General features: G+C 74.0%; 21 protein-coding genes. 11 read left to right on the top strand and 10 right to left on the bottom strand.

Annotated elements, in window-relative coordinates:
* Window positions 1-8: 8 nt before the first annotated feature.
* The 3 genes from AB0C15_RS19360 to AB0C15_RS19350 all read left to right on the top strand — a co-directional run bounded on the left by AB0C15_RS19360 (window position 9) and on the right by AB0C15_RS19350 (window position 1844).
* A complete protein-coding gene (locus tag AB0C15_RS19360) occupies window positions 9-695 on the top strand; it encodes a BON domain-containing protein (RefSeq protein WP_357353742.1) in 687 nt (228 codons plus the stop codon).
* A gap of 106 nt (window positions 696-801) precedes the next feature.
* Window positions 802-1299 carry a redoxin domain-containing protein gene (locus AB0C15_RS19355; protein WP_357353739.1) on the top strand — a complete coding sequence of 166 codons (498 nt, stop codon included), beginning with the start codon at window positions 802-804 and terminating at the stop codon, window positions 1297-1299.
* Window positions 1296-1844 carry a DsbA family protein gene (locus AB0C15_RS19350; protein WP_357353737.1) on the top strand — a complete coding sequence of 183 codons (549 nt, stop codon included), beginning with the start codon at window positions 1296-1298 and terminating at the stop codon, window positions 1842-1844. Before AB0C15_RS19355 ends, AB0C15_RS19350 begins: the two co-directional genes overlap by 4 nt.
* A gap of 11 nt (window positions 1845-1855) precedes the next feature.
* Here the strand turns inward: AB0C15_RS19350 and AB0C15_RS19345 are convergent, their stop codons facing one another.
* Window positions 1856-4735: a LuxR C-terminal-related transcriptional regulator gene (locus AB0C15_RS19345; RefSeq protein ID WP_357353735.1), complete on the bottom strand. Its 2880-nt coding sequence runs from the start codon at window positions 4733-4735 to the stop codon at window positions 1856-1858.
* 144 nt (window positions 4736-4879) lie between these two features.
* On the opposite strand from AB0C15_RS19345, the gene AB0C15_RS19340 reads away from it, so the two are divergent.
* From AB0C15_RS19340 to serS, 5 genes are read left to right on the top strand one after another with little or no spacing between them, the layout of a single operon-like run.
* Window positions 4880-5380 carry a hypothetical protein gene (locus AB0C15_RS19340; RefSeq protein WP_357353732.1) on the top strand — a complete coding sequence of 167 codons (501 nt, stop codon included), beginning with the start codon at window positions 4880-4882 and terminating at the stop codon, window positions 5378-5380.
* Entirely contained in the window at window positions 5377-6525 is a 1149-nt protein-coding gene (locus AB0C15_RS19335) for an alcohol dehydrogenase catalytic domain-containing protein (RefSeq protein ID WP_357353731.1), read from the top strand. Before AB0C15_RS19340 ends, AB0C15_RS19335 begins: the two co-directional genes overlap by 4 nt.
* A 51-nt stretch (window positions 6526-6576) precedes the next feature.
* A complete protein-coding gene (locus AB0C15_RS19330) occupies window positions 6577-7758 on the top strand; it encodes a saccharopine dehydrogenase NADP-binding domain-containing protein (protein ID WP_357353729.1) in 1182 nt (393 codons plus the stop codon).
* Between the two features lie 25 nt (window positions 7759-7783).
* Window positions 7784-8911: a MerR family transcriptional regulator gene (locus tag AB0C15_RS19325; protein ID WP_357353727.1), complete on the top strand. Its 1128-nt coding sequence runs from the start codon at window positions 7784-7786 to the stop codon at window positions 8909-8911.
* 41 nt (window positions 8912-8952) lie between these two features.
* Window positions 8953-10236, top strand: coding sequence for a serine--tRNA ligase (gene serS, locus AB0C15_RS19320; RefSeq protein ID WP_357353725.1), 1284 nt, complete (start codon window positions 8953-8955; stop codon window positions 10234-10236).
* A 100-nt stretch (window positions 10237-10336) separates the two neighbouring features.
* Here the strand turns inward: serS and AB0C15_RS19315 are convergent, their stop codons facing one another.
* The 5 genes from AB0C15_RS19315 to AB0C15_RS19295 form a co-directional block, all read right to left on the bottom strand.
* The gene (locus tag AB0C15_RS19315) at window positions 10337-13480 is read right to left on the bottom strand and encodes a discoidin domain-containing protein (protein ID WP_357353723.1); all 3144 of its coding nucleotides are present in this window, start codon (window positions 13478-13480) and stop codon (window positions 10337-10339) included.
* Between the two features lie 92 nt (window positions 13481-13572).
* Window positions 13573-14463: a cytochrome c biogenesis CcdA family protein gene (locus AB0C15_RS19310; RefSeq protein WP_357353721.1), complete on the bottom strand. Its 891-nt coding sequence runs from the start codon at window positions 14461-14463 to the stop codon at window positions 13573-13575.
* Complete coding sequence (locus AB0C15_RS19305) at window positions 14460-15125, bottom strand: thioredoxin-like domain-containing protein (RefSeq protein WP_357353719.1); 666 nt, start codon at window positions 15123-15125, stop codon at window positions 14460-14462. The genes AB0C15_RS19310 and AB0C15_RS19305 overlap by 4 nt, the downstream gene beginning before the upstream one ends.
* 52 nt (window positions 15126-15177) lie before the next feature.
* Window positions 15178-16641, bottom strand: a complete 1464-nt coding sequence (locus AB0C15_RS19300) for an NADH-ubiquinone oxidoreductase-F iron-sulfur binding region domain-containing protein (RefSeq protein ID WP_357353717.1) — start codon at window positions 16639-16641, stop codon at window positions 15178-15180.
* Window positions 16641-18275: a ferric reductase-like transmembrane domain-containing protein gene (locus AB0C15_RS19295; RefSeq protein WP_357353715.1), complete on the bottom strand. Its 1635-nt coding sequence runs from the start codon at window positions 18273-18275 to the stop codon at window positions 16641-16643. Before AB0C15_RS19295 ends, AB0C15_RS19300 begins: the two co-directional genes overlap by 1 nt.
* A 154-nt stretch (window positions 18276-18429) precedes the next feature.
* On the opposite strand from AB0C15_RS19295, the gene AB0C15_RS19290 reads away from it, so the two are divergent.
* Window positions 18430-18597 carry a hypothetical protein gene (locus AB0C15_RS19290; RefSeq protein WP_357353713.1) on the top strand — a complete coding sequence of 56 codons (168 nt, stop codon included), beginning with the start codon at window positions 18430-18432 and terminating at the stop codon, window positions 18595-18597.
* A gap of 158 nt (window positions 18598-18755) precedes the next feature.
* On the top strand, window positions 18756-19667 hold the full coding sequence (locus AB0C15_RS19285) for a L,D-transpeptidase (RefSeq protein WP_357353711.1): 912 nt from the start codon (window positions 18756-18758) through the stop codon (window positions 19665-19667).
* 15 nt (window positions 19668-19682) lie between these two features.
* Here AB0C15_RS19285 and AB0C15_RS19280 read toward each other — a convergent pair whose 3' ends face one another.
* The 4 genes from AB0C15_RS19280 to AB0C15_RS19265 are packed head-to-tail and all read right to left on the bottom strand — an operon-like array spanning window position 19683 to window position 23170.
* Window positions 19683-20315 carry a response regulator transcription factor gene (locus AB0C15_RS19280; RefSeq protein WP_357353709.1) on the bottom strand — a complete coding sequence of 211 codons (633 nt, stop codon included), beginning with the start codon at window positions 20313-20315 and terminating at the stop codon, window positions 19683-19685.
* Window positions 20312-21442 carry a histidine kinase gene (locus tag AB0C15_RS19275; protein WP_357353707.1) on the bottom strand — a complete coding sequence of 377 codons (1131 nt, stop codon included), beginning with the start codon at window positions 21440-21442 and terminating at the stop codon, window positions 20312-20314. The genes AB0C15_RS19280 and AB0C15_RS19275 overlap by 4 nt, the downstream gene beginning before the upstream one ends.
* Window positions 21443-21468: 26 nt before the next feature.
* Entirely contained in the window at window positions 21469-22269 is an 801-nt protein-coding gene (locus tag AB0C15_RS19270) for an ABC transporter permease (protein WP_357353704.1), read from the bottom strand.
* A gap of 1 nt (window position 22270) precedes the next feature.
* Window positions 22271-23170 (bottom strand): ABC transporter ATP-binding protein, encoded by a 900-nt coding sequence (locus AB0C15_RS19265; RefSeq protein ID WP_357353702.1) that lies wholly within the window; start codon window positions 23168-23170, stop codon window positions 22271-22273.
* 281 nt (window positions 23171-23451) lie between these two features.
* Between AB0C15_RS19265 and AB0C15_RS19260 the strand changes: the two genes are divergently transcribed.
* Window positions 23452-24306, top strand: a complete 855-nt coding sequence (locus AB0C15_RS19260) for an alpha/beta fold hydrolase (RefSeq protein WP_357353700.1) — start codon at window positions 23452-23454, stop codon at window positions 24304-24306.
* Window positions 24307-24684 lie beyond the last annotated feature (378 nt).

Raw genomic sequence — 24684 nt, 5'->3', positions numbered from 1 at the left:
AGGGACAGATGGCCATCGCGGAGATCAACCGCACCGACCAGGACATCCAGTCCGCCGTCCTCGACGAGCTGACCTGGGAGCCACGGGTGCAGCCGCACGAGATCGGCGTGACCGTGGCCGAGGGCGTCGTGACCCTCAACGGCCGGGTGGACAGCTATGCCAAGAAGTGGGCCGCCGAACGGGCCGCCCACCGGGTCGCCTCGGTCCGGGCGGTCGCCAACGACGTGGCCGTGCAGCTCACCAACGGCACCGAGCGGGCCGACCCCGACCTGGCCGCCGCAGCCAGTCACGGACTGGAGTGGGACGCGTTCGTACCTATCGAGAAGCTCCAGGTCACCGTCTCGGCCGGCTGGGTGACGCTGCACGGCGACGTCGAATGGGAGTACCAGCGCCGGGCCGCCGAGCGGGCGGTCGCCCGGCTGACCGGCGTACGCGGGGTGAGCAACGGCATCACCGTCCGACCGGCCAGCGCGCCGGACGGGCGGGACCTGGCCGATCGGATCGTCGACGCCCTCGCCCGGGCCGGGGCGAGCGAGGCCGAACGGGTGAGCGTCCGGGTGCACGGCGACACGGCGATACTCGCCGGTTTGGTGCACTCGATGCCCGAGCGGGCCGAGGTCGAGCAGGTGGCCTGGTCCGCGCCCGGCATCCGGGAGGTGCAGAACCACATCGCGGTCGCCCCGGTGCTGCGCTGAACGGGCCGGAACCCGGACCGCGCCGAGCGGGCGCAGAGCCGGGCCGGCGCGGAACCACCCGGGGTGGGTGAGCCGGCCTCACCCACCCCGGGAGCAGGCTGGTGGCATGAGTGATCCGAGTGGGCTGATCCAGCCGGGGCGGACCGCACCCGGCTTCACCCTCCCGGCCACCCCGGACGGGGCTCTGCTGGGACCCGAGCAGTTCCGTGGCCGGCCGGTCGTGCTCGCCTTCTACCCCGCCGACTGGAGCCCGGTCTGCGGTGACCAGATGTCGCTCTACCAGTCGGCGGCACCCGTCTTCGCCCAGTACCAGGCGGTGGTGCTCGGCATTTCCGTGGACAGCATCTGGTCACACCGGGCGTTCGCGGAGAGCCGGGGCATCGAGTTCCCCCTGCTCGCCGACTTCGAGCCGAAGGGCGAGGTGGCGCGCAGCTACGGGGCGTACATGCCGAACGGTGAGGCGGCCCGCGCGCTCGTCGTACTCGACCCGGCGGGGACGGTGACCTGGAGCTACCTGTCGCCGCCCGACGTCAACCCCGGCGCCGACGGCATCTTCGACGCGCTGGACCAACTCGCCGCCGATCGGAAGGTGATGGCCGGATGAGCACGCCACTGCAGGTCACCGCCCGACTTCGCGACCCGGTGACCACCGAGGACCACATCCGGGGGCCGGCCGACGCGGCGGTGACGATCGTCGAGTACGGCGACTTCCAGTGCCAGTTCTGTGGCGCCGCGTACCCGAACCTGCACGAGTTGCTGCGGCAGCGGGCCGACACCGTCCGGCTGGTCTACCGCTACTTCCCGATCGCCAACGTGCACCCGTACGCCGAGCGCGCCGCCGAGACGGCCGAGGCGGCCGCCGTCCGGGGTCGGTTCTGGGAGATGCACGACTGGCTCTACGAGCATCAGGACCAGCTCGACCCGGTGCACCTGTCGCTCGGCGTCGAGCAGGTCGGGTTGCCGCCGGACGAGTTGAACGCCGAGGTGGAGAACCGTGCGCACGCCGACCGGGTGCGCCGGGACTTCGTGGGCGGCATCCGCAGCGGGGTGAACGGCACCCCCACCCTGTTCGTCAACGGCATTCGGCACGACGGCGGATACGACCTGCCCGACCTGCTGACGGCTGCGGACGCCGCCGCGAACGCCTGATCGCCGTCCGCTCAGATCAGCCGCAACTCGCGCGCCCGCCGGACCGCCTCGCGCCGGCGGGTCGCGTCGAGTTTGCGGTAGATGTTGCGGACGTGGGTCTTCACCGTGTTGACCGAGAGGGACAGCTCACCGGCGATCTCCACGTTGGACAGGATGCTCTGCAGGTAGCGCAGGATGGTCAGCTCTCGCTCGGTGAGTGGCTCGTCGAGGGCGAGGCCGGGGCTGGCGGCCGGCCCGGCAGGGCCCGAGCCGGCGACCCGTACCAGATCGCTTACCAGTGCGAAGTGCGCGGTGCCGGCGTCCAGGTGGGCGGCCAGCAGGTCCCGCACGGGTGGTTCGGCACGGGTGAAGGCCCGTCGACAGCCGGACGGGCCGGCCAGGTCCAGCGTCCGCTCCAGGATCCGACCCGCCCGACGTCCGTCGCCGGAGCGTTCGGCAAGTACCGCGTCCAGCAGACCGGCGTCCAGCCGTACCGGTAGCGGCCAGGCGGTGGCGGCCGGCGCCTGCCAGTCCGGCAGGGTCCGTTCAGCGGCGGCGGCGTCGCCGGCAAGCAACTGCACCTTCGCCAACGTCACCGCGAGCACCGGGTCGGCCCCCTCGTCGGCGGCGCCGGCCAGCAGCTCTCGGGCGGAGTCCAGGTCGCCCCGCGCGGCGCGCAGGTCGGCTTCGGCGGCCCGCAGCAGACCTGTCACCGCGGCGGCCGACGGCCGGTCGGCGAGCGCCTCCCGGGCCCGGACGAGCAGTCGTTGGCCGGCCGCCGGGTCGCCGGAGTCGTGTCGCAGTCGGGCCTGGCACAGCGCGGCCACCGCCGCCGCCACCGGTTCACCGGAGGCGGCGACCAGCCAGTCGTCATCCCCTCCGGGGCTACCGGCCCAGCCGCCCGTCACGACGAGCGCCGGGCGGGCGAGGGCGAGGTTGGCCGTGGCCTCCCCGGGCTGGTCACGCAGCAGCGCCACCACGGCGAGGGCCAGGTAGGCGTAGCCGCAGTCGAGCCGGCAGGACCAGCCCCGGCCGGTCGGCATGGCGAGCGCGTCGCGGGCCGCCTGCTCGGCCGCCGCCACCTCGCCGCGCAACGCGAGCAGCAGCGCGGCGCGACTCGCGGCGACCAGCTCGGTACGTGGCCGATCGGCCTCCCGGGCCGCCGCCCGGGCCCGGACGAAGCGAGCGGTGGGCAGCGCGCCGTCGGCCAACCCGACAAGCCCCAGCGCGGTGCCGGTGAACGCCCGCAGGTCCAGGTCGTCGGCTGCGCCACCACCACCTGTCGTGGGGGCGGAACCGGCCACCCCGGCGCCTGTCGGCCGCCCGTCCGAGCCGACGGCGGAACTGCTCGGGGCAGTGGGCGTGGCGTCCGCCGGGCGGGTGCGCAGCAGTCGAGCCGCCGCGGCCCGGGCCTCGGCGCGGTCGTCGACGAGCCGGGCCACGGTCAGCTCCAGAGCGGTGACCAACCGGAGGAAACGGTCCCGGCGCGGCACCGGCAGATCTGCGGCGTGCGCGGCTGCGGCCCGCAGGTGACCGGTGGCGGCCGGCAGGTCACCGGCGTACGCGCGCTCGGCGGCGCAGGCCAACGCCGTCTCCGGGTCGGCGCGGATCACCTCCGCCGGCGGCGGCGCGGGTGCCGGGGCGTGCGTCGGGTCAGCGTCGTAGCGGGTCAGCTCCGGCCAGTTCGCGACGAACAGGTCGCCGGCCAGGTCCCAGCGGCCGGCGGCCAGGGCGTGCCGCAGCGCTTCGGCGGGCCGGCCGTCGCCCGCGTACCAGTCGGCGGCTCGGACGTGCAGCTCCCGCACCTCGTCGGCGGGCAACCGGGCCAGGTCGGCGCGGAGCAGGTCGGCGAGGAGCGACTCGCACCGGTACCAGGGCGGCCGGGTGTCCTCCCGGTGCAGCAGCCCATCGTGGGCCAGGTCGGCAAGCGCCCTGTCGGCGTCGGAGCGCCCGGTCAGGGCCTCGGCCAGGTCGGGGCAGACGGTGTCGACGAGCGCGGTACGGCGCAGCAGGTCCCGCTCGGCCGGGTCGACCGTCGCGAGCACCTCCTCGTGCAGGTAGCCGGCGATCTCCGGTTGGTCACCGCCGAACTGGCCCACCCAGCGCTCCGGGTCGGGCTGTCCGCGTACCGCCAGGGCCGCGATGCGCAGCGCGGCCGGCCAGCCGCCGGTGCGCTCGCGCAGCCGGTGCACGGCGGTCGCGGGCAACGCGGCGGCGTGGGCGGTGAGCAGGTCGGCCACCTCGTCGTCGGTGAACGCCAGCTCGTCCGGGCCGATCTCGGTCAGCTCGCCGGCGAGGCGGAACCGGTGCAGCGGCAGGTGCAGGCCGGCCCGCGCGCCGATCACCAGACGGAGCCGCCGCCCGGCGTGCCGCAGCAGGAACTCGAGGCCGCTCAACGCCGCCGGGTCGGCCACCCGGTGCAGGTCGTCGAGGATCAGCAGCACCGGCCGGTCGGCGGCGGCGAGGGTGGCGGCCAGCGCCTCCAGTTGGTCGGGGCGCGGCGGGCGGTCCGGCATGGGGCCGTCCTCCGCCGACCCGGTCGCCGACCGCAGCGCTGCGGCCAGGTAGGCCCAGAGCCGGTTCCCGTCGTCGCCGGTCTCCACCGACATCCACGTGGTCACCGGGTCGTCGGTGGGCGAAACCGACAGGTCACCGGAGTCGGGCACGACCGCGCCCGGCTCGACGTCGGGTGGCGCGCCGCCAAGCCGCACCCAGGAGGCGAGCAGCGTGGTCTTGCCCCAGCCGGCGGGGGCGGTCACCAGGGTGACGGGACCCGCGCTGCCCTCGTCCAACCGGCGCAGCAGGCGGGGCCGGGCCACCACCGGCTCCGGCGGCACGGCCGGCGTCAGCCGGGACGCCAACAGCGGTGGCCCCGGCGCCGACTCCACCCGTACCCGATTCTGTTCCGGCACCCAGCCCCACCCCCACCACGCGCTCCGCCCCCGGTCGGCGAGCGGTTACCCGACAAGGGCCGGTTCACCCCTTCCGGGCGAGCGCGCTTCACCCGGGCAGCACGGACGATCGAGGGACGCGAACCGGGAGGACGGGTGGTACCGATGGGACGGCTGGCGCGGACGGGACCCGCCCTCGGCGGCGCGGCGCTGGCCGGGGCGGCGCGGCTGCGGCGCGTACGCCGTTGGCTGGGCCGGCCCGGCGCGGACGGCGACGCGGGTGGCCGGCCCGGCGCGGACGGCGACGCGGGTGGCCGGCCCGGCGCGGACGGCGACCCTGGCCCGCCGGGTCGGTGGGAGGTGGTGACCGTGGACCGGCCACCGGAGCAGGTGCTGCCCGACGGCCGCCTGCCGGAGCCGCTGCGCCGCCTGGACGGCGCGGTCGAGGTGCGGGTGCGGCCGGCGCCCGGCGATCGGGGCACCGAGCTGGCCGCCCGGCCGCTGGCCGGCGTCACCCCGCCCACCGGGCTGGCCGCGCATCTGGTCGGCGACGACCCGGGTCTGCTGGTCCGCCGGACCCTGCGCCAGATCAAGCAACGGGTGGAGGCGGGTGAGGTGCTGCGCGCGGACCGCTCCGCGCTGGACCGTCCCGAGGTCCGCGGGTGAGGGCGCTGTGCTGGGTGGCCGCCGGCGAGCTGGGGGTACGCGAGGTGCCCGACCCGGAGCTGCGCAACGAGCGCGACGCCATCGTGAGGGTCCGGCGGAGCGCCACCAGTGGCGGTGACCTGCCGCTGCTGGCCGGGCGGCACCCGCTGCTGCGGGACGGCGACGTGCTCGGTGCGGAGTTCCTGGGCGAGGTGGTCGAGGTCGGCCCCGGGGTCCGCCGGCACCGCACCGGCGACCGGGTGGTGGTCGGCGCGAGCGTGGCCTGCGGCGGCTGCTGGTACTGCCGTCGGGGCCTGCACTCCTGCTGCGACAACGCCCATGCCGACCTGGCCAGCGTCGACCCCGACTGGGCCCGCTCGGACGCCGGCTGCTTCGGCCGCCCCCGGGCGGCGGGTGGCTTCGCCGGCGGTCACGCGGAGTACGTGCGGGTGCCGTACGCCGACGTCAGCGCCTTCCGGGTGCCGGACGCCGTGGACGACGACCGGGCGGTGTTCGCCGCGGACGCGGCGCCGACCGGGTGGCTCGCCGCCGAGTTGGGCGCGGTGCGCCCCGGCGACGTGGTGGCGATCTGGGGCGCCGGGGCGGTGGGCCAGTTGACGGCCCGGGCGGCGGTGCTGCGCGGAGCGGCCCGGGTGCTGGTCGTGGACCGGCACGAGGAGCGGTTGCGGATGGCCGAGCGGCACTCCGGCGCCGAGCCGCTCGACTACCGGCGCGGCGACGTCGCGGCCGAACTGCGGGACCGGAGCGGTGGGCGCGGTCCGGACGTGTGCGTGGTGGCGGTCGGCACGCCACCGGCCCGCTCGGTGGCCGACCGGTTCGCTGGTCGGCACGCCGACCGACCGGACGCGCTGCGGGAGGCCGTGCACGCGTGTCGCAAGAGCGGCGTGGTGGTGGTGCTCGGCGAGCCGGGTGGCTTCGTCGACGCGTTCCCGCTCGGCGCGCTGACCGAGCGGCGGCTCACGCTGCGCGGTGCCGGCCGGCCGGACCTGCGCGACGTGCCGGCGCTGCTGGATCGGATGGCCCGCGACGAGCTGCGGACCGAACACCTGGCCACCCACCGACTGCCGTTGGCGCAGGGCCCCGAGGGGTACGCGCTGTTCCGGGATCGGGCCGACGGCTGCGTACGGGCCGTGTTCACCCCGTGACGCGGGCCCGCACGAGTGTCGATCGGCGACCGCGACTGGCAGACTCCGGGCATGGCCGTGGAACGGACGTACGACGTGGTGCTGTTCGGGGCGACCGGGTTCACCGGCGGTCTGACCGCCGAATACCTGGCCCGACACGCGCCGGCCGGGCTGCGCTGGGCGCTGGCCGGGCGCAACCCGCAGCGCCTCGCCGCCGTCCGGGATCGGCTCGCCGCGATCGACCCGAGCCTGGCCGACCTGCCGCTGCTCACCGCCGACGTGACCGACGCCGGGTCGCTGCGGGCGGTGGCGGAGGGTGCCCGGGTGGTGGCAAGCACGGTCGGTCCGTTCATCCACCACGGGGAGCCGCTTGTCGCGGCCTGCGCCCGGGCCGGCACCGACTACCTGGACATCACCGGTGAGCCGGAGTTCGTCGACCTGATGTACGTGCGTCACCACGACGAGGCGACCCGCACCGGAGCGCGGTTGGTGCACGCCTGCGGCTTCGACTCCGTCCCGCACGACCTGGGCGCCTGGTTCACCGTCAAGCAGTTGCCCGCGGACGTCCCGATCACCGTGGACGGCTATGTGCGCGCGGGCGGCCGGTTCTCGGCCGGCACCTACCATTCGGCGCTCACCGCGTTCTCCCGTACCGGGCAGGCCGGTCAGGCCGCCCGGGAGCGCCGGGCGGTCGAGCCGCGCCCCACCGACCGTCGGGTCCGGGCGGTGCCCGGTCGGCTGGCCCGCTCGGCGGAGCTGGGCATCTGGACCGTGCCGCTGCCGACGATCGACCCGCAGGTGGTCCGCCGCTCGGCGGCGGCCCGCCCGGAGTACGGCCCGGACTTCCGCTACCGGCACTTCGCCGCGGTGAAGCGGCTGCCCACCGTGCTGGCCGGCGCGGCCGGGCTCGGCGCGCTGCTCGGGTTGGTGAAGGTGCCGCCCAGTCGGCGCTGGCTGCTGGGCCGGCTCGCGTCCGGGCAGGGGCCCACCGCGCAGCAGCGGGCGGCGTCCTGGTTCCGGGTCCGGTTCGTCGGCATCGGAGGCGGGCAGCGGGTGGTCACCGAGGTCGCCGGCGGTGACCCCGGCTACGACGAGACGGCGAAGATGCTCGCCGAGTCGGCGCTGTGCCTGGCCCTCGACGAGTTGCCGCCGACCGCCGGCCAGCTCACCCCCGTCGCGGCGATGGGTGACGCGCTGCTCGACCGGCTCGTCCGGGCCGGTCTCACCTTCCGGGTGCTCACCCGCTCGGCTTGACCCTCGACCGGGTCGAGGGGGCAGGATGCCCTGCGTGAGCGACCTGCACAGCATCGGTGAGCTGGCCCGGGCCAGCGGCCTGACCGTCAGCGCCCTGCGCTTCTACGACTCGGCGGGGGTACTGGAACCGGCGATGGTCGACCCGGTCACCGGCTACCGCTGGTACGCCGAGGGGCAGGTCGCCCCGGCCCGGCTGGTGGCCGGGCTACGCCGGATCGGCATGCCGGTGCCGGAGATCGCCGCCGCGGTACGCGCCGAGCCGGCCGTGGTGCACCAACTGCTCGACGCGCACCTGCGTCGGCTCGTCGACGGGCTCAGCGACGCCCGCCGTGAGGTCGATCGGCTCCGGGCCCTGGTCGACCCGGCCCCGCCGACAGCCACCACGCTCCTGGTCTCCCCCGCTGCCCTGGCCGCCGCGCTCGACGCGGTGCGCTTCGCCGTAAGCGTCGACCCGGAGCTGCCGATGCTCGCCGGCGTGCTGTTCGACGTGGAGCCCGACGGCGTCCGGCTGGTCGCCACCGACAGGTACCGGCTGGCGCTGGCGCGGGCCGGCGCCGACGTCGACGGGCCGCCGGTACGGGTGTTCGTGCCGGTGACCCTCGTCGACAGGCTTCGGCCGCTGCTCGACACCGCCGACGCCTGGCCGGTGCGGCTGAGCGTGGCGGGTGCGGACCTGCGGGTGCGGGCGGCCGACCGCACGGTGACCGGCACCGCGCTGCCGTACGACTTCCCGGACTACCACCGGCTGCTGCGTCAGTCCGTCGGCGAACGGCCGGCCGCGCGTCGGATCCCGGTGGACGTCGCCGCGCTGCGGGCCGCGTTGGCCGACCCGGCGGCCCCCACGGTCGCCCTCGACCAGGACGGCACGACCCGGCACGTCACCGTGCTCGGCGTCGACGACCGAGGCGACCTTCGGCTGCTGCGCACCGCCGACCTGGGCACCGACACGCTGCGGGTCGGGGTGGACGGTGGTTACCTGCTGGACGCGCTGGACGCGGCCGGCGCGCCGCAACTGGTGCTGGAGCTGGACGGGCCGATCGCCCCACTTGCCGTACGCCGACCCGACGACGCCGACACCTACTCGGTGCTGATGCCGATCCGGCTGGAGAACCTCCCCGTCCCGGGCCGAGGGGGCCGCGACGGTAGCATCTGATGGTTCACCAGTGAACCCCGGACGGAGGCGTACGGAGCAGCATGCTCGACATGGAGTTGATCCGGAAGGATCGCGAGGCGGTAGCGACCGCGTTGGCGAAGCGCCTGGATCCCGCCGAGGTCACCCGATTCCTGGACGAGATCCAGCGGCTCGACCAGGAACGCCGCGCCCTGATCACGGAGATCGACGCCGAGCGGCAACGCCGCAAGGCCGAGGCCCGGGCGTACGCGCAGGCGAAGCGGGCCGGCGAGGAGCCGCAGGTCGCCGCACCGGACGCCGAGCGTAAGCAGCTCGCCGAGCTGGAGTCCCAGCTGGACGAGGTGCAGGCCCGGCTGCGCGACGCGATGAGCGAGCTGCCCAACCTGCCCAGCGACGACGTGGTGGCCGGCGGCAAGGAAGCCAACCGGGTGGTGAAGACCTTCGGTGAGCCGCCGGTGATCGAGAAGGTCCGCGACCACGTGGAGCTGAGCCGCGCGTTGGGCCTGGTCGACTACGAGCGCGGTGTGAAGCTCGGCGGGTCCGGCTTCTGGATCTACACCGGCATCGGCGCCCGGTTGGAGTGGGCGCTGCTCAACTACTTCGTCGACCAGCACATCAGGGCCGGCTACGAGTTCCTGCTCCCGCCGCACCTGCTGCTGGATTCGGCCGGTTTCGCCGCCGGGCAGTTCCCCAAGTTCTACGACGACGTCTACCACCTCGACTCGGCGTCCGCCCCGCGCGGCCAGTTCCTGCTGCCCACGTCGGAGACGGCGATCCTCGGCGCGTACCAGGACGAGATCCTGGAGACCCCGAAGCTGCCGCTGAAGGCGTTCGCGTACACGCCCTGCTACCGGCGGGAGTCGGCCGGCTCGCACTCGGACGAGCGCGGCACCGTGCGCGGCCACCAGTTCAACAAGGTGGAGATCTTCCAGTTCACCCTGCCGGAGCAGGCCGACGCCGCTCTTGAGGAGATGCTCGCCCATGCGGAGAGCCTGGTCGAGGGGCTGGGCCTGCACTACCAGCGCACGCTGCTCTCGGCCGGTGACGCCAGCGCCTCGATGAAGAAGACCCTCGACATCGAGGTGTGGATGCCGAGCACCGGCAAGTACAAGGAGGTGTCGTCGGTCTCCTGGGCCGGTGACTACCAGGCGCGTCGGGCCGCCATCCGCTACCGCGAGCCGGGCGGCAAGCAGACCCGGTTCGTGCACACGCTCAACGGTTCGGCGCTCGCCACCAGCCGGCTCTTCCCGGCCATCCTGGAGCAGTACCAGCAGGCCGACGGCAGTGTCCTGGTCCCGAAGGTCCTCCAGGAGCGCCTAGGAACAGACCGCCTGACCCCGCGCTAGAACCAGCCCACCCCGCCGATCTTGCACTTTCTGTCGTATCGATGCCCCGATCCGCGTCTTTTGGGACGACAGAAAGTGCAAGATCGCGGGGCGTACCGGTTTACGCGCCGGACACCTCTGCGGAGGTGAGTCGGGCGTCACCGGGCCGCCAGTCGCCGACCGCGATCGCCACGTACCGCCCGGAGGCGCTGGTCGAGACGGTGGTCTCGGGTTTCGGCTTCGGGACCGAGGCGACCGTCACGTAGCCGAGCCCGTCGGCAGAGGTGGATACGGTGACCGGTCGCCGCCGACCGGGTGTCCAGGTCAGGCGGACCGACGTCAGTTCCCGGAGCGATCCGAGGTCGATCACCATTCGGCCGGTCGGGCCGGGTTGCCAGGTGGTCCCCGGGTCGCCGTCGACGGCCGCCGACGGGTCGGTCATGCCGGCCGGGAGCGGTGACGTCGGGTACGTCGTCCGGGACCGGGCCAGGTCGCTTGTCGGCGTCACCGTCCCACCGGCGAACGCGACGTCCTTGCGGTGTCCGGCGGGAACCGTCACTCGCTGGCGGGCACCGCCGGCCGCGGACTCCACCTGCACCTTCACGGCGTGCCCGGCGGGCGCGGTGACTCGCAGGTGGTGCGAGTCGGTGACGTCGAACCGGGTACCGGCCGGGATCGCCTTCTCCGGCTGTGCCGCGGTCACGGTGAACCGGGGCGGCTCGACGCGTGCGGTCGCGGCGGCGAGGTCGACCTGGTAGGTGCTGGTCCCCGATCCGGTGACCTGGCTTCCGCGGTACAGCCGCAGCGTCTCGCGCTGCGCAAGCGTGACGGACGCCGTCGTGATGTCGTCGCCGGACAGGTTGAACAGGCTCAGGTATCCGTCCGCGTCACTCACCCGCAACGCCTCCGGACCACCGCTGGGCAGGGTTCGAGACGCCGCGGCGGCCAGGGCCGACCTGCTCGCGCCCGCGTACCCCTCGATTACCAGCCGAGTGCTGCCGGTGGCCGGTCCGCTGGACAGGGTGACGGTGGTGGCGGTCACGGTGATCGGATTCTGGGCGTTGTGGACCACCAGACCCGCTCGTCCGTCGACGTCCAGCCAGGAGCCGGCGATGGTCGGGCTGTCCGGCACCACCGCCGCGTCGCTCCACTCGGTGCCGTCGAGCGAGGTCTGGATGACGTAGCGGGTGCCGTACGCGGCCTCCCAGTCCAGGCGTACGCCGCTGATGTCGACGGACTCACCGAGGTCGACGGCGAGCCAACTGTCCGCGCGGGCGCGTTCCTCCCGGGCGACCGCCCAGCGGGTGGAGGGGTTGCCGTCGGTCGCGCGCGCTGCCGGGTAGGCGGGGTCGGCGGACGAGGCCGTGGTGGGCCGGCCGGTGGCCCGGTCAACCCCAGCGGCGTCGAGCACGGCGAACGCGAACAGCGAGTAGCCGTACTGGTTGACCGGGGATCGGCCGAGCATCCGCACGTACCGGGCGGGACGGGGCGCGAAGCTGATCTGGTCGGTGCCGCCGTCGCCGACGCCCGACTGTCCGGTCAGGGTGACCGACCCCTGTTCGCCGGTGAACGTACGGCTGCCGGTGAGCCCGGGTACGCCGGGCATGTCCAGGTTGAACAGGGTGAGCGCGCCCTCGTCGACACCGGTGCCGGTGGTGGCGTACACGACCGTGCCGGTGGGCAGCGTGACGTATCCGGCGGTGCCGGCGGCGACGCGCAGAACTGTCGCCGTGGCGTCGAGACCGTCCCGGGCCACGGTGTACGCGGCGGAGGTGCGGCCCAGGACCGGCGCGGACTGCCTGGGCAGCAGCGAGGCGGCCCGGGTGTCGAACAACCAGTTGTCGTGGGCCGGTGCCCACTGGAACGAGACGAATCCGGTCTTGCTGACCGCAGCGGCGAACGCGGTCGGGGTCTGGTGGGCGGTCAGCCCGGCCTGCTCCCCGAAGTCCCGGGTGCCCGCCGCCGCCGTGAAGAACGTGGTGCTGGCGACCGGCTCGACCACGCCGCCGTTGGCTGCCCGCCAGGCATGGAAGAGGTAGCTGATGGCGACTTCGGCCCGGGCCTCGGGCTCGTACTTCGGCTCGCCGCTGAACTTGGTGAGCCGATTCTCGGGCGGGTAGTTCAGGTAGGGCATGAGCCGGTCGGCGAGGTCCGCCTCGGCCCGGGCGGCGTGCCGGTCGCCCTGGACCTGCGCGAGGAAGGCGAGCGGCAGGACGTCACGGCCGTACAGGTGGTAGCGGTCCGCGACCATCGGCATGAAGGGTTCGCCGGCATCACTGGCCAGCAGCCGCATGGTCCGCCACAGTTGGTCGCCGTTGGGCTGCCGGGAAAGCGCCTCGGGCAGCGGTTGGCCGGCGGTCAGGAAGTGCGCCGCGGTACGACCTGCGGTGCGCCACAGCTCCTCCTGGTAGTGCGGGCCGAAGGAGCCGTGGTTCTCGACGAGGAACGTGTCGTGGATGTTGTGGGCGGTGTTCCAGTCGGCGACCGCCCGCCCGTCGACGACGACGGGGTTGGCGCGGTCGGCTGCCGGCAGTCCGGTCGCGTTGAGCGTCCACATCGAGAACCGCTCGCGCCACGCCGCGGCTGCGGGGTCGTCCGCCGCCCAGGCCAGGCCGGGCGCGATCGCCTGGGCGTAGACCCCCATCTCCTCGAGCTTGGTGTCACCGATCCAGCCACCGGTGCGGCCGTTCGGCGTCCAACTGCCACTCAGCGGGTCGTTGCCGGTGCCGAGGGAGTGGGCGTACGCGGCCTGCCCACGGGCGATGCGGTCGACGTTGGTGCGGGTCAGCTCGTCCAGGTCGGACCAGAGCAGTCGGGCGGCCAGGACGAAGTACAGCTCGAAGGTGCTGTCCCAGAAGAGCTGTCGGCCCCACTCGGTGCCGCCGGCGAGCCGGTTGGTGGCCGCGAACCGGCGGATGGTGGCGACGGTACGCGCGTGCAACGTGTCCCGGTCGACGCCTGCTGCCGCCGGGTCGTACCCGGGCGAGGTGAGCAGGACCGCGTTACCGAGGACGACCGCGAACCTGAAGTCCGCGAGGCGGTACGCGTTGATCGCCGGATCCCACTGCTCCTCGGCCCATCGGGTGTGGGCGAGCAGCAGCGCGTGGTAGGTCCTGGCGACCGGGCCGGTGGCCGCGGCCGGTGACGTGGTGGCGGCTGGCGCGGCCTGGGCGGCGGCGGGCCGGGCGATGGCGAGTCCAGCGCCGACGGCGCTGCCAAGGATGAGGAGCCGCCGCCTGCTCAACTCGAATTCGGACATACGCATGGTGGCCCTCCGATGTGACAACGTTGTCAGCCCACCCTCCGGTGATCCTTCCCCGAAGTCAACCCCACGCGCCCTAATCGTTGATCATGAAGTTATTGCCCCTCGCCCCGGCGTGTCGGGGCAGTAACTTCATGATCAACGGGGGCTGCGGTCTGGCGGTGGGTGCGTTTCACCAGGAGCGCGGTTACGAGGAGCAGGGCCAAGGTGGCCAGCAGGACCGTTGGGCCGGCCCGGTCCAGGGCATCGGCCAGGGCTCGCTGGACCTGGGCGGCCACCCGGATGACCGGGTCTTCGAGGGCGTCGCGGCGGCCGGCGGCGAGGCGCAGCTCGTACCAGCCGTACCAGCCGACGTAGCCGCCGGCGAGCAGCAGCACCAGGCCACTGAGGCGGGGCACCAGCGCGCCGGCGACGCGCAGCCGGGCCACCAGACCGTCGCGCAGCAGCGCCACCCCGAGCGCGGCGACCGCGACCACCAGACCCATCCCGAGGGCGTACGCGCCGAACAGCGCCAACCCCTGGCCGGTCGAGCCGGCCTGGAGGCTGGTCACCACGATGGCCAGGAAAGGTGCGATGGCGCAGCCGAGCGACGCCAGCGCGTACGCCGCGCCGAACAGCGCCATCGACGGCCAGGACCGGGTCAGTCGGGGGGCCCGCGCGGACCAGCCGGGGGCCGGCAGCCGCCGACCGGCAAGCAACCAGCAGCCGGCCACCACAAGCAGCACGCCGAGCGCCACGGTCAGCCACGGCAGCCGGGGTCGCAACCAGCCGGCAAGCGGCGCGAGCGCAAGGCCGAACGCGCCGAACACCAGCACGTACCCCAGGGTCAGCCCGGCCGCCGCGGTGAGCGCGCGGCCGACCGCGCCCCGGGTGTCCGACGTCCCGGAGACCAACAGCGAGAGGTACGCGGGCAGCAGCGCGAAACCGCACGGGTTGACCGCGCCGAGCATGCCGGCGGTCAGCGCGAGCAGCAGTGCGCCGGTCACGCCCCGGCCAGTGCGGCGACCTTGGCGGTGAGCGCCTCACCGTCCAGGAAGCCCTGGTGGACGACCGTGCCGTTCCGGTCGATGACCACGAAGATGCTCTGCTCGGTCACCTTGAACCGCTTCCAGAGCACGCCCTTGCTGTCCTCGATCTGTGGCATCGCGCCGAGCTCGAACTCGGTGACGAACTCCTTCATGGCCTTCCGTTCGCCGAGCCCGGCGACGCCGACGATCGGCACGGTGTCCCGGTACTTCGGTGCGATCTCGGCCACCGTCCAGGCCTGGCTGGCGCAGGTGGCGCACCACGGCGCCCAGAACCACAGCACCACCGGCCGGCCGGCGAGCTGCGCCGCGTCGAACGCGGCCCCGCCGAGGGTGGTCCCGGTGAAGCGCAGCACGTCCGGGACCTGCGCCGGAGCGGCGGGTGGTCCGCCGCTCGGCGCGACCGGCGGCGTGGTCGGCGAGCCGGCCGGCGTGGTCGCCGAGCCGGTCGCGGCCGGGGGCGATCCGGCGGCGGCGGGCCCACCCGGCGCGGTGCCGGTACAGGCGGCGACTCCGACCAGGGCCGTGAGCAGCGCGCCGGCGGTGACGGCGCGGCGCAGCCGCCCGACCCCCGCCCGGCGCCGCACCCGCCCGAGCGTTCCCCACGCCATGCCGATCCGCATCCGCTGCTCCGTTCCGGTCCGGAAGGGACCCCTGCTGGGCCTTGAAGCTTGCCTACTCGACCTTGGCGAGTCGCAGAGCCAGCTCCGGGCAGACCTTGACCGCCTTCAACGCGCCCTCGCGCAGCCAGGTCGGCACCGGGGTGGCCGGGAAGGCGGGGTATCCGTTCGCGTCGAGCCGGATGAAGTCCGGTACGACGTGCGCGCACAGGCCGTGCCCGTCACAGCGCGACCAGTCCAGGGTGAGCTTCTGCGGGTTCGCGTCGGGTGCGCCCGGCAGCCCCATCACGCCCTTGACCCGTCGGCCGCAGCCGTCGCCGGTGCTGTGCAGCCGCAGGTCGTCGGTGAAGACCTCGATCGCGGAGAGCGCGAACCGGGCGGTGCCGTCCGGGTGACTGCACGCGCCCCGGCCCTTCACCTCGCCGGCGGCGGCCCGTACGACGTCCGCCGGTTGGCTGCCGGCAACGGCCAGGTCCACCGCGCGGGCCAGGTCCGGCAGGCCCATCTTGCACGGTCCGCACTGACCGGCGGACTCGCCGGCCAGGTAGCGCACCACCTGGGCGGCCTCACCGAGTGGGCAGGTGTCCACGCCGAGCGGAATGATGATGCCCGCACCGAGGGTGCCACCGACGGCGGCCAGGCCCTTGCGGGAGACCTCGGCCTTCTCCGCCGCCTCCGGGGTGATCCACTTGCCGTGGTAGCCGCCCATCAGGATGCCCTGGACGTCCGGCACCTCGCACAGGTCGAGCACGTCGCGCAGCGGCATGCCGGCGGTGCACTCCACCACGGCCGGTCGGCCGGCCGCCCCGGTCACGGTGAGCAGCACGGTGCCCGGCTCGTCGTCGGTGCCGAGCGCCGCGTACTCGTACGGGCCCAGTCGGGCACCGATGGCGAGCTGCGCAAACGTCTCGGCGTTCGACAGCAGGGTGGGCAGGCCGCTGACCCCGGAGTCGCTCGAACGCTTCTTGGTGCCGGGCGGGATGTGCGGCAGACCGTTGATGCCGTTGACGAGTGCGCCGCCCTCACCGGAGATGAACCGGTGCGGCACGGTCACGATCGTCGTCTGCACCGGCATCCGGCGCTCGTCGAGGGCCTCCATCAGCGAGTCCTTGCCGACCCCGTCGTCCGCCACGCCGATCACGATCTCGTCGGCGTCGAGGGCGTACGCCGCCAGGGCCGCGCCGTCCAGGATCAGGTGCGGGGCGCGGGTCAGCAGGACCTTGTCCTTCCAACTGGCCGGCTCCCCCTCGGTGGCGTTGACCACCACCACGGCGGCCAGGTCCTGCCGCTCGCAGGACTCCAGCACCGCGCGCATCTTGCGGGCGAACGGGAACCCCGCCCCGCCCTTGCCCTTGAGCTGCATGCCCTCGGCGAGTTGGAGCAGTTGCGCGGGCTCCATCGGGCCGATGGGTCCGTGCACCTCCTCGTGCGCGGCCAGGTCGAGCCGGCCGTACTCGGCGAAGCCGGCGGTGAGCCGGGGCTCGCCCACGCAGGCGACCGGTGGCACGGCGGTGCGCATCACTTCGCCTCACCGCGCAGCCCGGCCCAGTACGCCCCGTCCACCGCGTCGGCGCTTGCCTTGCGGCGCTTGGCGGACCGGCCCTCGCCGGCGGCCCGCTTGGCGCGGCGGGACGCCAGGTCGACGAGGGTCGGGGTGTCGTCGACGGGCGGCGCCACCTCGTCCGGCACGTACCGGGCCGGCGGACGCCAGTAGTCCGGCTCCTCGGGCAGGTCGTCCTCGACGCTGTGCCGGCCGCTGCCGCTGCGCGGCGCCGACGAGATCGGGTTGCTGGAGACCGGGCCGGCCGAGATCGGCTCCACGGAGATCGGCTCGGTGCCCTGCCACCGGCGCGGGCTGTCCCACGGCTCCTCCGGCTCGGCCGTCGGCAGCGGCGGGGCCGAGTACCTGCTGTCCTCGTCCTCGCGGCGGGACCGGCGGCTGGGCCGCTCGGCGTCCGACTCCTCGGCGCGTCGCCGGCCGGTCGGAACCTCCTCGTCCCGGGTACGCGAGCCGCGCCGCCGGGCCACCGGCTCCAACTCCTCCTCGTCGCGTCGGCGGGTGCCGGTCTCCTCCACGCTGCGGCGGGCCGAGCGACGTGTGGTGGGCTCCGCCTCGTCGCGTCGGGTGCGGGACGACCGTTCGGTGTCCCGGCGGGCCGCCGGCTCCTCCTCCCGTCGGCGTCGACTCGGCCGGGCCGGCTCGACGAGCGAGCCGGGTTCGGGCACCACCGGGACGGTGAACCGTTCCGGGTCGCGCCGGGCGGCCGGGGCGGCCCAGGTGGCGGTGGTGGTGTCCGCCCAGGCGGGACGCTTGTCGGCGGGCTTGCTGCGCCGCCCCAACCCGGCAAGCAGCGTTCGGGCGGTCTTCGCCTCCTCGGCCCGGCCAGCCATCACCGCGTTGCGCACCGCTGCCTGGTGCTGCTCGCGGCTACGCCGGCCGATGCTCACCGAGAGCCGGACCAGCAGGGCCAGCACCACGAGCAGGATGCAGCCCAGGTAGCTGAACATCACCCAGGGCGCTGCGGCGCGACCGGCGTTGAGGCCGTGGAAGACAGCGAACGGCCAGGCCAGATACGCGACGGAGTGCAGGGCCCGCCACAGCCACTTCGGACCGACGTCGGCGAAACGGGCGCGGATGATGCCGGTCCAGATCACGCTGACCATCAGCAGGGCGGCGACGGTGCCGAGCCCCACGTAGAGCCCCCGGCCGCCGACGAACGGCACCAACGCGTCGGTCGGCGCCGCCCGCCCGGTGGCGATCTTGGTGAGGACGTGGAAGCCGAGGCCGGCCACGCCCAGCACGCCGGTGGCCCGGTGCGCGGACTGCGTCAGCACCCGGTGCGGGATGCGCAGCACCAGCCGGTCGGTGGCGAGCAGACCGAGCATCACGGTCAGGCTCAATGCCACCAGGGAGACCACCCCGGCGAAGAACTCGGTGAAGAAGAAGCCGTACGCGTACGCCTTCTGGCCGGCGCCGGTCAGCATGATCGCCGCCCAGAGCGCGGCGAGCAGCGACGCGATCAGGAGGGCGCTCGCCGACCGCGACGGGGTCCGCACCCCCCGACTGCTCTCGCTGGTCCGGACGGTCGCCGCCTTGTTGTCCTGCTGTGCCCGGGCCATCTGCTCCTCGATCGTCTCGCGGCGGCGTACCACCGGCCGACCCCTGCTCCCCCATCCAGTACGGACCGGCGGGGCGCGCGGATCACCCGGCGACGAAAAAATTCTTGGCCGGAATCGAACCGAGGGGCACAGCCGTGCGTTGCACTCGCCCACCGCACCACCACCCCCGCTCCCGTCAGGAGTCCCCATGCACCGACGACGCGGCTCGGCGCTCCTCACCCTCGGCCTGATCGCCAGCCTGCTCGTGCCCACCACCGTGCCGGCAACCCCGGCCGTCGCCGCCCCGCCGGGCGGCAAGAAGGTCATCGTCCAGCTCTTCGAGTGGAACTGGCCCTCGGTCGCCAGCGAGTGCTGATCACGGTGGACGGTAACGGCTGGTTCGCCGCGAACGTGCCGGCGCACGACGCCGTGGCCATCCACATCGGCGCTCGGGTCTGACGCGATCGGGGCCTCCGGACGGCGGGTCTCGCCGAACCGGGGGTCCCGAAGCATCCGCCACCATAGAGTGGTTTCGTGCCGTTTGACCGAAAGAATCCGTACCGCCGTCGCGGTGTCTGGGTGGCCGCCGCCATCGGCGTACCCGCGCTGCTGGTGACCGCGCTGCTCGTCGGCCAGGCCCTCACCCCCAGCTCGACGGCCCCCGACGACCGCGACGTGGCGGTGGCCGACCCGACGCCGAGCAGCGTGGAGCAGAGCCCGGAGGAGTCGATCCCGCCGGCCGCGCCCGCCCCGGACGGGCTGCCGGTGGTCGACTACGACCCCGCACCCGGCGGGTTCCCGGCCGATCCGGCCACCATGGACGTCACACCGCTCACCGACGGCGCGCACCCGACCAGACGGATCGCCGCGTACGACGCGCCCGGCGGTCGTCCGCGCGCCTTCCTCGAACCGACGATCCGCGGTGTCGAACTGACCATGCCGATCGCCGAGCGACGCGCCGGCTGGACGGCCGTCCTGCTGCCCTCGGCCAACCGCCGACTCGCCTGGCTGCCGCCCGGCGGGTTCGACACGGTGCCGCTGCGCGACCAGATCGTGGTGGAACGCAAGGTCCACCGGCTCACCTGGTACCGGGCCGGCAGGGCGGTGCGCTCCTGGGAGGTCAGCCTCGGCCAGTCCGGCCAGGAGACCCCACTGGGTCGGACCTTCGTCCTGGGTCGCACCCCACCGCCGGAGGAGGTCTACGGCGGGGTGGACATCTACGCCCTCGGATCGGTGCCCGACGACCCGGAGTCCGTGCCGTCCGGGCTGCGCGGCGCGCACATCGGGGTGCACACCTGGCAGCACGACGACGAGCTGGGCGAGAACACCACGAACGGCTGCATCCGGCTGACCCGCAGCGGTCAGCGGGAACTGCTCGCCGAGGTCCGCCCCGGCAGCAGCGTCGTCGTCGTCGACCAACTGACCGAGCCACCACCGACCGCCTGAGCGCCGGCTCGCCGGTCACTCGCCGAGCAGCCAGCCGTTCTGCTCCGCGACCCGGATCGCGTCGGCCCGGTTACGGGCATCGGTCTTGCCGATCGCCGCCGACAGGTGGTTGCGTACCGTCCCCTCGGACAGGTGCAGCGCCCTGGCCAGGTCGGCGACGGTGCCACCGCCGCGTGCGGTCCGCAGCACCTCGGTCTCCCGCTCGGTCAACGGGCTGGTCCCGGCAGCCAGCGTCTCCGCGGCAAGCGTCGGGTCGACCACCCGCAGGCCCGCGTACACCCGGCGGACCGCGTCCGCGAGTTGCCGGGCCGGGGTGTCCTTGACCACGAAGCCGCTCGCGCCGGCCTCCATCGCCCGGCGCAGGTAACCGGGTCGACCGAAGGTGGTCACCACGAGCACCCGGCAGGTCGGCAGCGCGGCCCGCAACGCCGCGGTGGCGGCGATGCCGTCCAGACCGGGCATCTCCACGTCAAGCAGGGCGACGTCGGGTGCGCTGCGGCGGGCCTCCGGCACCACCTCGTCACCCCGGCCGACCTCGGCGACCACGGTCAGGTCCTCCTCGAGCGAGAGCAGGGCGGCCAGCGCACCCCGGACCAGCGCCTGGTCGTCGGCGAGCAGCAGCCGGATCGGCGTGGACCCGCCGCTCACCGGGCCTCCCCCGGCGCGTGCACCCGCAACAGGAAGCCGGCACCTTCCGGCCGCCGCCCGACGGTCACCACCGCGTCCAGCCGCCGCGCCCGCTCCCGCAGGCCGACCAGCCCGTTTCCCTTCGGGTCGGGAGTGGACGGCCCCCGGCCGTCGTCACCGATCTCGATCCGATCCGGGTGCACCCGGATCACGCAGCACCGAGCCCCGCTGTGCCGGACCACGTTCGTCACCCCTTCCCGCACCGCCCAGCCGAACAGTGCGTCCCACTCCTCCGGCAGGTCCGGCACCTCGGCCGGCAGGTCCGCCGCGATGCCCGCCGCGGCCAGCGCCGATCGGGCGCCGGCCAGCTCCGCGACGAGAGTGACCTCGCGGTACGCCCCGACCGTCTGTCGCACGTCGGCGAGCGCCGCCCGGGCCAGCGCCTCCACCTCGGCGATCTCGACGGCGGCCCGGTCCCGGTCGACCTCGATGAGCCGCCCGGCCAACTCGGCCTTGATCGCCACCACGGTCAGCGAGTGCCCGAGGATGTCATGCAGGTCGCGGGCGGCACGTGCGCGCTCCTCGGCGACCGCGAGCCGACCGATCTCCTGCTGGGCGGCCCGGAGTTCGCTGTTGCGCTGAGCCAGCCGGGACACCCCGAACATCGCGAACGAGGCGAGCAGCACCGCCCAGACGATGCCGTGCTCGGCCTCCCAGCCCGGCACCAGCCAGGACGTCAGCGCGGGGGTCAGCGCACACAGCACCACGACGGCAAGCGACTCCCACGGCGGCAGCAGGAACACCGCCGCCGCCGCGACGTAGACCAGGGCGGCCAGCCAGTCCCCGCCGGTACCCGGAAGGCTGGCCAGGCCCACCGCGAGCAGCAGCGCCAGCCCGGCCCGCGCCCGGCCCGCCGGAATCGGCAGCAGGGCCTGCCGCAGCTTGCGGGCCCACTGGAACAGCAGCACGTACCCGACGCCGAAGACGACGAGCGCCACCACACCGGTGACCCGCCGCCACGGCTCCGGCTGGTGCAGTGCGGTGGCAAGCGGCACGTTGAGGAAGAACAGCCAGACGGCGGCCAGCAGCCAGCCGGTGACCCGCCAGTGGCGGCTCACCGGCAAGGGCTGCCCGGTCGAGAGGTCCATCGGGTTCACGCTAGCGGCCCGGCCGCTCAGACCCGCGCGGTGTCCCGGCGGAACAGCCGGGCCGCGCCGACACCGAAGAGCAGCGCCCAGACCACGAGGTTCGCCACCGCCGCCATGCTCACCCCGTCACCCGTCAGCGGAGCGCGGGCCAGCACCCCCATGCCGTACACCGGGGTGAACTTCGCGACCTGCTGGAGCACGTCCGGCAGCACCTCGACCGGGACGAACAGCCCGCCGAACATGGCCAGCACCGCCAGCACCGGACCGATGATCTGCATGACGTTCTCGGCCGGCGCGAGGTAGCCGACGAACAGACCGAACGCGGCGAAGACCAGCGAGCCGACCCACGCGGCCAGCCCGGACAGCAGCCACACGTATGCCGGGACGCGGACACCTGCCACGGCACCCACCAGGAACTCGACGACGACCGCGAGCAGACCGAGGCTCATCGCGGTGATCAGCTTGGTGGCCACATAGGCCGCCGGGCGCAGCGGGGTGAGCCGCAGTTGTCGACTCCAGCCCAGCGCCCGCTCGGTGGCCACCGCACCGCCGACACTCGTGGTCGCCACCATCGCCGCGTACACCGCCAGGCTGATCATGATGTACGCCGACACCGGCCGACCATTGTCCAGCGACTGCCCGCCCTGCGGCAGGCCGAAGATGAGGAAGAAGACGCCCGGCATGATCAGCGTGAAGGCGAGGGTACGGCGGTTGCGCAGCACCCGACGCACCTCGATGCGCAGGGCGCCGGGGGCGAAGCCGCCAAGCGCGGGCAGCCGACGGTCCGGCTCGGTGACACCGGGGCGGACGGCGGTGGAGGTGGTCATCTCAGGCTCCGGTCTGCGTGGTGGTCAGGGCGAGGAAGGCGTCCTCGAGGTTGCGGGAGGTGATCTCGACGTCCCGGGCGGCGGTCCGGGTCAGCAGGTGCCGGGCGATCGCGTCCGAGTCGTTGGTGCGCACCAGCACGCTGTCGCCGCGCACCTCCACGGCGTCCACGCCGGGCAGGGCGGCGAGCGCGGCCTGGTCCGCACCGGGCAGGGTGGCCCGCACCGTACGACCGGCAGCCAGGTTCTTGATCTCGGCGGTGGTGCCGTCGGCGACGATGCGCCCCTGTCGGACCAGCACGATCCGGTCGGCGTACGCGTCCGCCTCGTCCAGGTAGTGGGTGGCGAAGATGACGGTCCTTCCACGGCGGGCGTCGCGGCGCAGCGCCTGCCAGAAGTCCCGCCGCCCCTCCACGTCCATGCCGGTGGTCGGTTCGTCGAGCACCATCAGGTCCGGGTCGGGCAGCAGAGCCAGCGCGAAACGCAGTCGCTGCTGCTGACCCCCCGAGCAGCGCCCGACCACCCGGTCGGCGATGTCGGCGATGCCGGCCCGCTCCAACACCTCCGCAGCCGGGCGGGTGTGCCGGTAGAAGTACGCGGTCATCCGTACCGTCTCGCCCACGGTGAGGTCCTTGAGCAACCCGCCGGTCTGGAGTACGGCGGCCACCCGACCTCGGGCCACCGCGTCGTCGGGGGTGCCGCCGAGGACGCGGACGGTGCCGGTGTCCGGACGGGACAGCCCGAGCAGCATGTCGATCGTGGTGGTCTTGCCCGCGCCGTTCGGGCCGAGGAACGCCACCACCTCGCCGGGCTGCACCCGAAGGCTCAACCCGTCGACCGCGGTGACCGCGCCGAAGCTCTTGGTGAGGCCGTCCAACTCGACAGCCGGATGCGTACTTGTCATGCACATGATGCTGCGGCGGCGCGTACCCCGATGCCCGGAGCGGTCGTCACGCCCCGACCGTGACATTTGTCAGGGGCCAGGTGTCACGGAGAGTGACCTCCGTGCGCCCAAACACCGCGACGAGCGTGATGTCCCTGAGTCATCACGATGCCCCTGAGTCATCGCGCTCACTGCCATGTCCGGCCCGAGCGCGCATCGCCGTGTCGAGCAAGCGGCGGAGGAATTCCCGGCGCGGCAGCGGGTAACCGCTCGGCCGGACACCGCGACACCGGGAGGACGCGATGGGTGCCACGCCGCAGGGTCAGGTCGACACGGTCGTGCTGATTCACGGGCTCTGGATGACGCCACGCAGTTGGGAGGGGTGGGCCCAGCGCTACACCGAACGCGGCATGCACGTCATCGCCCCCGCCTGGCCCGGCATGGACCGGTCCGTGGAGCAGTTGCGCGACGACCCCGCCCCGATCGCCGAGCAGAGCATGGCCACCATCGTCGCGCACTACGACAAGATCATTCGTGCGTTGCCCCGACCGCCGATCATCATGGGCCACTCGTTCGGCGGCCTCTTCGCGCAGGTCCTCGCCGACCGGGGCCTCGGCGCGGCGGTGGTGGGAGTGCACCCCGCGGCGATCAGGGGCGTGCTCAAGGTGCCGCTGAGTCAGCTCCGTTCGGGCTTCCCGATCCTGCGCAGCCCCGCCAACCGCAGCAAGGCCGTCCCGTTCACCCCGGACGACTTCGCCTACACCTTCGGCAACACGATGAGCCGCGAGGACTCCGACCGGGCCTGGCAGCGCTACGCCGTACCCGGTGCCGGTCGGGTCTTCTTCGAGGGCGCCTTCGCCAACGTCGACCCGCGCTCACCCGCCCGCGTCGACATCGGGCGCAACGACCGGGCACCGCTGCTGCTGATGGCCGGCGAGTCCGACCACGTGGTGCCGGCGTCGGTGGTCCGCGCCAACGCCGGGCTCTACCAGAAGTCCCGCGCCCTCACCGCGTACGAGGAATTCCCCGGCCGATCACACTTCACCGTCGGACAGCCCGGCTGGGAGCAGATCGCCGACTACGCGCTGGACTGGGCGCTGCGCGCGGCGGCCCTGCCCCGCGAGGCCACCATCGCCAGCGAAGCCCCGCGCCGCTGACCGGACCCGATCCGCCACCCGACCCACCAGCCCGCGAGCCCGCCAGCCCGCGCATGATCCACTCGCGTTCCTTGAAGTCGGGGTAACCCTTCCGCCGGGACCCCCCGACTTCAAGAAACCGGAGCGCCACGACAAAGGCGGCCCCCGTCACCACCACCGCACCCAGCCATCCGGCAACGACCCAGCGCAGCCCCGCAGCCCCGCAGCCTCCGCGGCCCCGCGACTCCGGCCACACTGCCCAAGATCCGCACGCCGGCCCGCGACCGGGACCGGAGTCGGACCCCGAGGGCCCCGACCAAGCAGGCGCGACCAAGAGGCGCAAAGCGGCGCAACCAAGCGGCGCATTCCTCGGCATGCCGGCAGGCTGGCGGGGTACCT

It is taken from the genome of Micromonospora sp. NPDC048835 (genome assembly GCF_040649995.1).
Taxonomy (GTDB): Bacteria; Actinomycetota; Actinomycetes; order Mycobacteriales; family Micromonosporaceae; genus Micromonospora.
This window is presented reverse-complemented; position numbering and strand designations above follow the sequence as displayed.

Excerpts from the sequence above, each read along its gene's own strand:
- AB0C15_RS19290 (WP_357353713.1), top strand. The coding sequence starts at position 18,430 with ATGCACCGACGACGCGGCTCGGCGCTCCTCACCCTCGGCCTGATCGCC.
- AB0C15_RS19315 (WP_357353723.1), bottom strand. The coding sequence starts at position 13,480 with ATGCGTATGTCCGAATTCGAGTTGAGCAGGCGGCGGCTCCTCATCCTT.
- AB0C15_RS19325 (WP_357353727.1), top strand. The coding sequence starts at position 7,784 with ATGCCCTGCGTGAGCGACCTGCACAGCATCGGTGAGCTGGCCCGGGCC.
- AB0C15_RS19270 (WP_357353704.1), bottom strand. The coding sequence starts at position 22,269 with ATGACCACCTCCACCGCCGTCCGCCCCGGTGTCACCGAGCCGGACCGT.
- AB0C15_RS19350 (WP_357353737.1), top strand. The coding sequence starts at position 1,296 with ATGAGCACGCCACTGCAGGTCACCGCCCGACTTCGCGACCCGGTGACC.
- AB0C15_RS19330 (WP_357353729.1), top strand. The coding sequence starts at position 6,577 with ATGGCCGTGGAACGGACGTACGACGTGGTGCTGTTCGGGGCGACCGGG.
- AB0C15_RS19275 (WP_357353707.1), bottom strand. The coding sequence starts at position 21,442 with ATGGACCTCTCGACCGGGCAGCCCTTGCCGGTGAGCCGCCACTGGCGG.
- AB0C15_RS19260 (WP_357353700.1), top strand. The coding sequence starts at position 23,452 with ATGGGTGCCACGCCGCAGGGTCAGGTCGACACGGTCGTGCTGATTCAC.
- AB0C15_RS19300 (WP_357353717.1), bottom strand. The coding sequence starts at position 16,641 with ATGCGCACCGCCGTGCCACCGGTCGCCTGCGTGGGCGAGCCCCGGCTC.
- AB0C15_RS19265 (WP_357353702.1), bottom strand. The coding sequence starts at position 23,170 with ATGACAAGTACGCATCCGGCTGTCGAGTTGGACGGCCTCACCAAGAGC.
- AB0C15_RS19340 (WP_357353732.1), top strand. The coding sequence starts at position 4,880 with ATGGGACGGCTGGCGCGGACGGGACCCGCCCTCGGCGGCGCGGCGCTG.
- AB0C15_RS19305 (WP_357353719.1), bottom strand. The coding sequence starts at position 15,125 with ATGCGGATCGGCATGGCGTGGGGAACGCTCGGGCGGGTGCGGCGCCGG.
- serS (WP_357353725.1), top strand. The coding sequence starts at position 8,953 with ATGCTCGACATGGAGTTGATCCGGAAGGATCGCGAGGCGGTAGCGACC.
- AB0C15_RS19360 (WP_357353742.1), top strand. The coding sequence starts at position 9 with ATGGCCATCGCGGAGATCAACCGCACCGACCAGGACATCCAGTCCGCC.
- AB0C15_RS19355 (WP_357353739.1), top strand. The coding sequence starts at position 802 with ATGAGTGATCCGAGTGGGCTGATCCAGCCGGGGCGGACCGCACCCGGC.